Annotated in this window: 10 protein-coding genes and 1 pseudogene; 5 read left to right on the top strand and 6 right to left on the bottom strand. The window is 69.9% G+C overall.

Annotation, left to right across the window (positions count from 1 at the left end; translation table 11 throughout):
• Together AC1D12_RS15085 and AC1D12_RS15080 are read left to right on the top strand one after the other, a co-directional pair.
• Positions 1-832 (top strand): ABC transporter permease (locus tag AC1D12_RS15085; RefSeq protein ID WP_477841248.1); only part of this gene is annotated, 832 nt, incomplete at its 5' end.
• On the top strand, positions 825-1790 hold the full coding sequence (locus tag AC1D12_RS15080; protein ID WP_477841246.1) for an ABC transporter permease: 966 nt from the start codon (positions 825-827) through the stop codon (positions 1788-1790). The genes AC1D12_RS15085 and AC1D12_RS15080, both read left to right, overlap by 8 nt.
• A gap of 13 nt (positions 1791-1803) precedes the next feature.
• Here AC1D12_RS15080 and AC1D12_RS15075 read toward each other — a convergent pair whose 3' ends face one another.
• Positions 1804-2208 carry a hypothetical protein gene (locus AC1D12_RS15075; protein ID WP_477825608.1) on the bottom strand — a complete coding sequence of 135 codons (405 nt, stop codon included), beginning with the start codon at positions 2206-2208 and terminating at the stop codon, positions 1804-1806.
• A 69-nt stretch (positions 2209-2277) separates the two neighbouring features.
• The gene (locus tag AC1D12_RS15070) at positions 2278-2919 is read right to left on the bottom strand and encodes a TetR/AcrR family transcriptional regulator (protein WP_477841244.1); all 642 of its coding nucleotides are present in this window, start codon (positions 2917-2919) and stop codon (positions 2278-2280) included.
• A gap of 92 nt (positions 2920-3011) precedes the next feature.
• On the opposite strand from AC1D12_RS15070, the gene AC1D12_RS15065 reads away from it, so the two are divergent.
• Positions 3012-3365 carry a darcynin family protein gene (locus AC1D12_RS15065; protein ID WP_465113327.1) on the top strand — a complete coding sequence of 118 codons (354 nt, stop codon included), beginning with the start codon at positions 3012-3014 and terminating at the stop codon, positions 3363-3365.
• Here AC1D12_RS15065 and AC1D12_RS15060 read toward each other — a convergent pair.
• Entirely contained in the window at positions 3292-4203 is a 912-nt protein-coding gene (locus AC1D12_RS15060) for a hypothetical protein (RefSeq protein ID WP_477825606.1), read from the bottom strand. The genes AC1D12_RS15065 and AC1D12_RS15060 overlap by 74 nt on opposite strands.
• 201 nt (positions 4204-4404) lie before the next feature.
• On the opposite strand from AC1D12_RS15060, the gene AC1D12_RS15055 reads away from it, so the two are divergent.
• Both AC1D12_RS15055 and AC1D12_RS15050 read left to right on the top strand, forming a co-directional pair.
• Positions 4405-6213 carry an aminopeptidase P family protein gene (locus tag AC1D12_RS15055; RefSeq protein WP_477841242.1) on the top strand — a complete coding sequence of 603 codons (1809 nt, stop codon included), beginning with the start codon at positions 4405-4407 and terminating at the stop codon, positions 6211-6213.
• Between the two features lie 152 nt (positions 6214-6365).
• The gene (locus AC1D12_RS15050) at positions 6366-6578 is read left to right on the top strand and encodes a hypothetical protein (RefSeq protein ID WP_047506091.1); all 213 of its coding nucleotides are present in this window, start codon (positions 6366-6368) and stop codon (positions 6576-6578) included.
• A gap of 21 nt (positions 6579-6599) precedes the next feature.
• Here AC1D12_RS15050 and AC1D12_RS15045 read toward each other — a convergent pair whose 3' ends face one another.
• The 3 genes and pseudogenes from AC1D12_RS15045 to AC1D12_RS15035 all read right to left on the bottom strand — a co-directional run.
• Positions 6600-7385, bottom strand: a complete 786-nt coding sequence (locus AC1D12_RS15045; RefSeq protein WP_047506089.1) for a LytR/AlgR family response regulator transcription factor — start codon at positions 7383-7385, stop codon at positions 6600-6602.
• Positions 7382-8539 (bottom strand): sensor histidine kinase, encoded by a 1158-nt coding sequence (locus AC1D12_RS15040; protein ID WP_477841240.1) that lies wholly within the window; start codon positions 8537-8539, stop codon positions 7382-7384. The genes AC1D12_RS15045 and AC1D12_RS15040 overlap by 4 nt, the downstream gene beginning before the upstream one ends.
• Before the next feature lie 517 nt (positions 8540-9056).
• Positions 9057-9643: pseudogene (locus AC1D12_RS15035) on the bottom strand (hypothetical protein); the annotation flags it as partial.

The raw sequence follows: 9643 nt of genomic DNA, 5'->3' as shown, positions 1-9643 counted from the left end.
GCTCGCGATCGTCGCGATGGCGCAGACGCTGGTCGTGCTGACCTCCGGCATCGACCTGTCGGTCGGCATGGTGCTGGTGCTCGCCAACTGCCTGGCCTCGCACCTCGTCGTCGGCACGCCAGGGCAGACGGCGCTCGGCGTGGCAGCCGTTCTGCTGGCCGGCTGCGCCTGCGGTGCGCTGAACGGGCTGATCGTGATCGTCGGGCGGCTGCAGCCGATCGTCGCGACGATCGCGACCGGCTCGGCCTTCTTCGGCCTCGCGCTCGCGCTGCGCCGCGTGCCGGGCGGCGACGTGAACGGCACGCTGGCCGACGCGCTGACCGGGCAGTTGCCGGGCGGCATTCCCGCGGCGCTCGTGCTGCTGCTCGCGCTGCTGCTGGTGGTGTGGCTGCCGTACCGCCGCTCGGTGATCGGGCGCGCGGCGGCTGCGGTCGGCTCGTCGGAGCAGGCGGCCTACATGTCGGGCGTGCCGGTGCGGCGTGCCAAGTTCGTCGCCTACGTGCTGTCGGGGCTGCTCGCGTCGGTTGCCGGGCTGTTCGTCACCTGCATCACCTGGTCGGGCGAAGCGTCGTCGGCCAACGGCAGCACCTACACGCTGTACTCGATCGCCGCGGTGGTGCTGGGCGGCGTGTCGCTGTTCGGCGGCTCGGGCAGCGCGGTCGGCGCGGTGTTCGGCGCACTGATGTTCCGCACCATCGGCGACCTGATGTTCGTGTTCAATCTCGAGCCGCTGTGGCAGCCGCTGTTCCAGGGCGCGGTGCTGTTCGCGGCGATCTGCGTGGGCGCGCTCAGGCTGCTGAAACTTCGCAACCGGCTCGATCTGTATGGATAGGCACCTGGCCAGGCACTTCCGGGGTCCGATCAGGGGCCCCATCACGTCGGCYTTCGGCTGCATCGTCGCGCTGCTGCTGCTGGGCAGCCTGTACAGCAGCAGCTTCCTGTCGCCCGAGTACCTGCTGCAGCAGCTGAAGGTGGCCTCGTTCCTCGGCGTGATCGCGACCGGCGCGATGCTGGTGATCCTGCTCGGGCAGATCGACCTGTCGGTGCCCTGGGCGGTGGCGGTCGGCGCGATGATGGCCACCGCGGCCACCGGCTGGGGGCCGTGGGGCAGCGCGTTCGCGATCCCGTTCGGCATCGCCTGCGGCGTGGTGCTCGGCCTGCTGAACGGCTTCGGCGTCGCGTTCCTGCGCATCCCGTCGATGATCGTCACGCTGGCCGTGAACGCGGTGGCGCAGGGGCTGATGGTGGTGCACACCGGCGGCTACTCGCCGCAGGATGCGTCGTCGCCGGCGATGCGCTTCATCGCGACCGGCCACAGCCTCGCCGGCATCCCGAACGCGCTGCTGGTGTGGGCGGTGGTCGGCGCGGCGGCGGTGTTCGTGCTGACGCGCACCACCTTCGGCCGCTGCGTCTACGCGATCGGCAACCGCGAGCGCGCCGCCTACCTGTCGGGCGCACGCACGCGGGCGGTCGTGATGACGGCCTTCGCGGTGGCCGGCGGGCTGTCGGCCTTCGGCGGCGTGCTGCTGGCCGGCTATGCGAGCAAGGCGGCGCAGGCGATGGGCGATCCCTACCTGCTGCCGGCGATCGCCGCGGTGGTGCTCGGCGGCACCTCGATCCTCGGCGGGCGCGGCCACTACCTCGGCACGGTGGCCGGCGTCATCCTGATCACGCTGCTGCAGTCCATTCTCTCGGTGATGCAGATCGAGGAGTGGGGGCGCCACCTGATCTACGGCGGCGTGATCGTCGCGATGCTGCTGCTGTACGGGCGGGGCGCGCCGGCGCGTTGACGCAGACGACTTCTCAGGCGTCTTCCGGATGCGTGTCCGGCGGTGGGGGCGACACGCAATGCCAAGCCGTGGCGAACAGGCACGCCGCGACGCAACACGCCGCCATCACCAACACCATCACGGCGCCACCGTCGAGGCGCGTCACGGCAGAGGGCATCACATCGTCGTTGGGATCGCCATTGTCGAGATCGCTCGACCTGCGTAGCAGCACGACGGCCAGCGTCACCAAGGTGCCCGTCGCCGCAAGGCTGGCCTTGATCGTCGTCGGGTGAGACGGCATGTTGGCGACCAGGCACTCACGTGCACCACGGACCTGCCGCACGATCGTCAGCCTGAACGGCTGCGGATTCCGTTCTTCGTCGGTCGGTCGCGCAGCCAATCTGCCGAAGAGACGCCCGAATTGCTCGCACAACCTCATGTTCGATCTCCCCGCGTTGTTCCAGATGCCGACTGAGTCACCGCGCCGGCTATCCGGTTCCCTGGCGGATCACAGCCGGGCGGTGAGGTAGGCCAGCGCCATCCGCACCGTCTCGCGCGTGGCCGCCTTCACCGAGACACCGCTCGGCCGCTCCAGCACCACCGCGTGGATCAGCGCATGCACCGCGTGCATCAGCATGTAGGTGGCGAGCTTCAGGTCCTCGACGACGATGTCGGCGCGGTGCGCCTCCAGCAGCCCGCGCAGGCGCCGCTCGATCTCGTCGACGGATTCGTCCGCGCCGGGGAACTGGTGCAGGCCGAGCACCTGCTTCTCGAGCACGCGGTGCAGGTCGGTATCGAGCTGGTGCGCCTTCACCGCCGATTCGATCACGCCGGCCAGCGCCTCCGGCAGCGACGAGCCGCGGTGCTGCAGCAGCGCGGCATCGAGCAGCGCGCTCATCTGCCGGCCGTGCCGGTCATGCAGCGCGGCGATCAGCGAATCCTTGTTCGGGAAGTACTGATACAGCGAGCCGACACTGACGCCGGCCACCTCGGCCACCGCGTTCGTCGTGGTCGCGGCATAGCCGCGCTGCACCAGAACGCGAGCCGCGGCATCGAGGATCGCGTCGACGGTGGCGCGCGAGCGCGCCTGGCGCGGTGCCTTGCGGGGCGTGAGAGGGGTGCTGGGCGGGGCGGTCTGCGGTGTGGACATCGGTTGCCGAAATGCGAGTTTCAAATACGAATAAAAACTCGCATAGTGTCGGCAAGGCGCTTCGCTGCGTCAACCCACCACCCACCTCCGCCATGTCAAGAACCCACACCTTCTTCATGCTGTTGCAGGCCACCTCCCACTGGCGATCGCTCGATGCCGCGCGGCGCGCGGCGTTCCGCGAACGCGTGCTGGTGCTGGTGTTCGAGAGCTTCCCGTCGCTGCGCCTGCGGCAGTTCGAGACCTGCGAATCGCGCTGGGACACCCAGTGCGCCGAGGTCGCGGTCTGGGAGACCCCCGACCTCGACGAGTACCACGCCGCGGTCGAGGCGCTGCACGGATGCGAGTACTTCGGCCTGCCGTACTTCGAGGTCATCAACGTGATCCCGACGCACGGAGAGTGCTGGCGAGAGGACGACTTTGCGGTGTCGCAGTCGTGCGCGCTGTGAGCACCGGCTGCGGCGCCAGGTGAACGTGCGCCCGCCGCACCGTGTCGAGCGGGCTGGCGGCGGCGCATCCGACCGGCGCGGCGAGATCCCAGTGCACGATCTTCAGCCACATCGCCGCCCGCAGCGATTCGCCGGTGGCGAGCCAGCCTTCGTTGAGGCTGCCATTGAGCATGCGCTTGCCGGCCTCGAACAGGTCGGCCGGCTCGAAGCGGCCGCGCGCATGGTGCAGGCAGACCGCGTAGGCGAACTCGCGCGGGCGCGGCAGGCGTGCCAGCACCGCATGCGCCGGCGCCGAGGCGCGCAGCGCCAGCTGGCTCTCGATCAGCTCGATGCCGGCGGTGTATTCGCCGCACTGCACGCACCACGCCAGGTAGTCGTCCAGCGCGAGCTGGTGGGGCGTCAGGCGCCGCTCGCCGCGCGCGAGGTTGGCGCGCCAGGCCGCCTGGGAACGACGCGCGCCGGACCAGTCATCGCAGGCCGCCTCGCCGCCGTGCAGCCACCGGGCCATCGCCCGCGTCGCGTGCAGGTTCGGGCGCATCGTGCGCGGCTCGCCGCTCTCCCCCAGCGCGAGGACTTCATCGCCGGATTCCCGGCGCAGCTCCCGGCCGGCCTCGCCGCTGTTGATCGCATGGTCGAGCCACCCGATCACGCGCGGCAGCACCGGCGCGATGTCCTCGTGCAGGCCGACGAGCCAGCAATACACCAGCTTGTGCAGCGCGGTAGCAGCCAGGTAGCCCATCGGGCGGTAGAGCTGGAAATCGATGTCGAGAAGCTGCCGCAACAGCGCACGGTCGGCGTGCAGGAAGGCTTCTTTCTCGATTCGGGGGTCGAACGGCATGGCATCTCCTCGGGGGCGCGCGGCGCACCAGCGCACAGGATGAGCGCCAACTGCGAAGAGAAATTGCAGAAGGCCCTCCGCAGCGCGGCCTGGCGGGCCAGTGCAAACCCTGCCCCGATGGCCGTCAGGCCCTAAAATCCGCGCTTTCCCCGCTGGCTTCCCGACCCGGGCGGCGTGCGGGCCCCGAACGGAGCCGAACCCATGGACACCCGCACCTCCCCGATCCGCCTGCGCCTGGAGCGCGTGCGCGACGCGCTGAAACAGCACCAGCTGGCTGCACTGCTGGTGCCATCGAGCGATCCGCACCTGTCCGAGTACCTGCCGGGGCGCTGGCAAGGGCGCGAATGGCTGTCGGGCTTCACGGGTTCGATGGCCACGCTGGTCGTCACCACCGAGCGCGCGGCGCTGTTCGCCGACAGCCGCTACTGGGTGCAGGCCGAGGCCGAACTGGCCGGCACCGGCATCGAGCTGGTGAAGATCCCGAGCGGCGCTGCCACCCACCACGTCGAGTGGCTGGCCAGCCAGGTGCCCGCCGGGCAGGGGGTGGCCGTCGACGGCGCGGTGCTGGGCCTGGCGGCGGCGCAGCAGCTGCGCACCGCGCTGACGCGCGCCGGCGTGCCGCTGCGCACCGACCTCGACTTGCTGGAAGACGTGTGGCCCGATCGCCCGGCGCTGCCCGAAGCGCCGGTCTACGAGCATGCCGCTCCCCACGCGCCGCTGGCCCGCAGCGCCAAGCTGGCGGAGGTGCGCCGCGCGATGGCGGTGCACGGCGCGACGCAGCATTTCGTCTCCACCGTCGACGACATCGCCTGGATCTTCAACCTGCGCGGCTCCGACGTCAGCYACAACCCGGTGTTCCTGGCCCACGCGCTGATCGGCCTGCACGGCGCGACGCTGTTCGTCGGCGTCGGCAAGGTGCCGGCAGCGGTGCAGGCGGCGCTCGCCGCCGACGGCGTGCAACTGGCCCCGTACACCGAGGCGGCTGCCGCGCTGGCCCGGCTGGGCGCCGAGGCCACGCTGCTGATCGACCCGCGCCGCATCACGCTCGGCCTGCGCGAGAACGTGCCGGCCGCCGTGAAGGTGGTCGAGGCAATCAACCCGAGCACGCTGCTGAAGAGCCGCAAGAGCCCCGCCGAGGCCGCCTTCGTGCGCGACGCGATGGCGCAGGACGGTGCCGCGATGTGCGAGTTCTATGCGTGGTTCGAGCAGGCGCTCGGCAAGGAACGGATCACCGAGCTGACGATCGACGAGCAGCTGAGCGCCGCGCGGGCGCGCCGGCCCGGCTTCGTCGGCCTGAGCTTCAACACCATCGCCGGCTTCAACGCCAACGGCGCGATGCCGCACTACCGGGCGACGCCCGAATCGCACGCGGTGATCGAGGGCGACGGCCTGCTGCTGATCGATTCCGGCGGCCAGTACCTGGGCGGCACCACCGACATCACCCGCGTCTGGCCGATCGGCACGGTATCGGCCGCGCAGCGGCGCGACTACACGCTGGTGCTGAAGGGCACGCTGGCGCTGAGCCGCGCCCGCTTCCCGCGCGGCACGCTGTCGCCGATGCTCGATGCCATCGCGCGTGCGCCGCTGTGGGAGCACGGCCTCGACTACGGCCATGGCACCGGCCACGGCGTCGGCTACTTCCTGAACGTGCACGAGGGCCCGCAGAGCATCAGCAAGGCGATCCCCGAGCCGCAGATGGCGATGGAGCCCGGCATGATCACCAGCATCGAGCCCGGCCTGTACCGCGGCGGCCAATGGGGCGTTCGCATCGAGAACCTGGTGCTGAACGTCGCGGCGGACACGCCCGAGAACGGTGCGTTCGGCGAGTTCCTCGGTTTCGAGACGCTGACGCTGTGCCCGATCGACACCCGCTGCATCGACCACAGCCTGCTGCGCGCCGACGAGGCCGCCTGGCTGAACGACTACCACCGCGTGGTGCGCGAGCGGCTGTCGCCGCTGGTGAGCGGCGAGGCGCTCGCCTGGCTGGTGGCGCGCACCGAACCGGTCTGACGCCGCGGGAGCGGCCCCGGGCCGGTGCGCCCCGTCGTGCCGACCCGCAGCCTGTCCCCGTGTTTCGACGCTTCGTCTCAGCGCGCTGTCGCCGGCGCGGGCGGCTGCCTACAGTTCACTCCAACGCAACACACACACCGCTGGAGACTGACATGTTCGACCGCCTCTTCGCCCCGCTGCTGACCTTCACCGTGCTGATCGCCGCGACGCTGTCGATCGCGATCGCGATGCTCGAGGAAGGYCGCGCCGGCACCACGCAGCAGGCCAGCGCCGAAGTCGTCACGCTGCCGATGGTCACGATCACCGGCAAGCGCGTGCAGAGCGTCGCCGAAGCCACGCAGGCGATGCGCACGACGATGCAGTGAGCAACCGCCGGAGCCGGCGCTTCACATGTGCCGGAACACGTGCACGTAGCTGCGGCTCACCGGCAGCAGCTCGCTGCGGCCCTTGATGTGCACGTCGGCCGTCTCGTTCGGCCCGCGCACCACCTGGGCCACCTGGTGCAGGTTCACGATCACCGAGCGGTGCACCTGCACGAAGCACTCCGGATCGAGCTCATCGGCCAGCTCGCGGATCGTGCGGCGGATCAGCGCTTCGCCGCCCTCCCACACGACCAGCGTGTACTTCTCGTCGGAGCGCAGGTAGGCCACCTGCTCGACCGGGATCAGCCGCACGCTGTTGCCCACCGACGCCTTGATCCACTGCAGCCACCCCGCCTGCCGCTGCGCCGGTGACTGGCGGCGCAGTTCGGCCGACATCTTCTCGATCGCGGCCTCCAGACGGTCGTCCGCCGCGGGTGCGGCGCCGTCGGTGCCGAGCCGTTGCCGCAGCCGCTGCACCGTATCGGCCAGGCGCTCCTCGTCGAACGGCTTCACCACGTAGTCGATCGCCCCCTGCTCGAAGGCCGTCACCGCGTACTGCTCGTAGGCGGTGACGAACACCACCTGGGCCCGCCGCGCGATCGAGCGCGCCGCCTCGACGCCGTTCAACCCCGGCATGTGCACGTCGAGGAACACCACCTGCGGCGCATGTTCATCGAACAACTCCACTGCCTCGCGGCCGTTGCGCGCCTCGGCGACGATCGTGAGCTCCGGCCACAGGCGCTGCAGCATCCCGCGCAGGCGCTCGCGCAGCAGCGGCTCGTCGTCGGCGATCAGCGCGGTGGGGTTCATGGTGCCGCTCCAGGGTCCAGCTTCGCGAACTGCGGACTGGGATCGGGCAGCACCAGCGTGGCGCGCAGGCCGTGCGGCGTCTCGTCGCAGAGTTCCAACCTGGCCGCATCGCCATAGGTGGCCTTCAGCCGCTCGCGCAGGTTGGCGAGGCCGGTGCCGGGCGCGGCCTTCTCGTCCATGCCGGCGCCGGTGTCGCTGACCCAGACCTCGACGCAGGCCTGCCGCGCATCGGCACGGGCACCGACCTCGATGCGGCCGCCCGTCTCGCTCGGGTCGATGCCGTGGCGCACCGCGTTCTCGACCAGCGTCAGCAGCGCCATCGGCGGGAACGGCAGGCCTGCCAGCGCATCGGGCACCGCGACGTCGAAGGCCAGCCGGTCCGGCATGCGCATGCGCATCAGCTCGAGGTAGGCGCGCACCAGCCCGATCTCGTGGCCGAGCGTGCTGCTGGTCTGCGCGAGGCTGGGCATCGTGGCGCGCAGGTAGGCGATCAGGCTGTTCAGCACCGGGCCGGCCCGTTCGGAGCCCGACTCCACCAGCTGCTGCACGTTGGCCAGCGTGTTGAACAGGAAATGCGGCTCGACCTGTGCATGCAGCAGGCGCAGCCGCGCGTCGAGCGCCTGTTTCTCGAGCGTGCTGCGTTCCAGCTCGAAGGCCAGCGCCTGCGAGYGGGCCTGGGCATCGCGTTCGCGGTAGAGCGCACCGAGCGCGAGCGTCAGGCCGACGGCGAGGCCGGTGGTGGCGATCGAGAAGAAGCCCCACAGCAGGCCTTCGTTGCGCTGGAAGCTGGTGACATCGCCCTGCACCATCACCAGGTAGGCGACCAGCGTAGCGACCGGCGCGGTGATGACGACGGCCRCCACCTGAACGACCCAGCGCGGCAGCCAGCGCGACGGCCAATGCCCGGCGATGTCGAAGGCCACCAGCAGCATCAGGCCGACGAAGATGCTGCGGCCCCAGACGCTGAGGAAGGGCGTCACGAAGATCGGGTTCAGTGCGATCGCGGCGACGGTGGCGACGATCAGGTTGATCGCGATGCGGCGTGGGGTCAGCGAAGCCCACAGCCGGGCAAGGTGGCGCGCGGGCGGAGCCGGCGGAGCGGGGGCAGCGGGGGCAGCGGGGGCAGCGGGAGGAACGGACGGAACGGGCTTCATGGGATGCCACGATACGGCGCGGGGGCCCGGCCCGGCAAGCCGCGCAGCCCGGTGTGCGACAGACGGCGGATCCCGGGGTGCGAGTGACGGCAGGTTTCGCCCTCACGGGCGAGTCACTTTCATTTGAAGCCCAAATGAAAGTAACCAAAGCAAAGGGCCTCAATACAACACCATACGGTTCGTCCAGTCTCGCTGCGGACAACACTGACGCTTCGGCTGGTGCCCCACCTTCATTGGGATTGTTGGCCGTTCTTCTCCACCCAGCTCGCTACGCATCGCCAAGATGACGCAGCCCTCGCAGGGACTAGACGATGCGACGCGTAGCGAGCGAGTCGAGTGAAGCGGGAGAGCAACAATCCCAATGAACGGGGATGTGCAGCCGAAGCGTCAGTGTTGTCCGCAGCGAGACTGGACGAACCGTATGGTTTTCCAAGCCCTTTGCTTTGGTTACTTTCATTTGGGCTCAAATGAAAGTGACTCGCCCGCCGGGGCGAGACCCGGCACTGCCACGCAGTGATCACCCCCGGAGGATGAACTCCACCACCTGCCCCCGCGTCCCCGGATCATCATCGAACCCCCCATGCGTCGTGCTGGTGCTCACCGGCCCCGGCGACACCCACGCCGTGGTGTTCGGCAAGCCCTTCGCAGCAGCATCGAAGAAGCGCTGCATCCCCAGAATCGGCGTCGTGCTGCCCCCCTCGAACGATTCGCTGACGAGGTACAGCAGCGAGCGCCGGTACGGCCCGCAGGTGTGGTCCTGCTGCTCGGCACGTTCGCTCAGGTGGAACTGCTGGTAGCGCCTGACGACACCCGATTCGAGGTGCGGCCGCACGCAGCGTTCGAAGGTGTCCACGCGCACCGCCGGCGCCAGGAAGCTCACCGATTCGAAGCGCATGCCCTCCTGCGCCAGCCGATCGATCATCAGGCTCGCGACGATGCTGCCGGCCGAATGCCCGACGAAATGCATGCGGATGCGCTTGTCGGCCACGCCATGCTTGAAATGCCCGTACAGCAGCACCGCACCGGCCTGCTCGTCGTCCGGCACACCCGGCTTGTACGCACTCATCGCATCGGCGTTCTGCTTCATCTCGCCCCAGATGCGCG

It is taken from the genome of Rhizobacter sp. P1_G5 (genome assembly GCF_056405435.1).
This window is presented reverse-complemented; position numbering and strand designations above follow the sequence as displayed.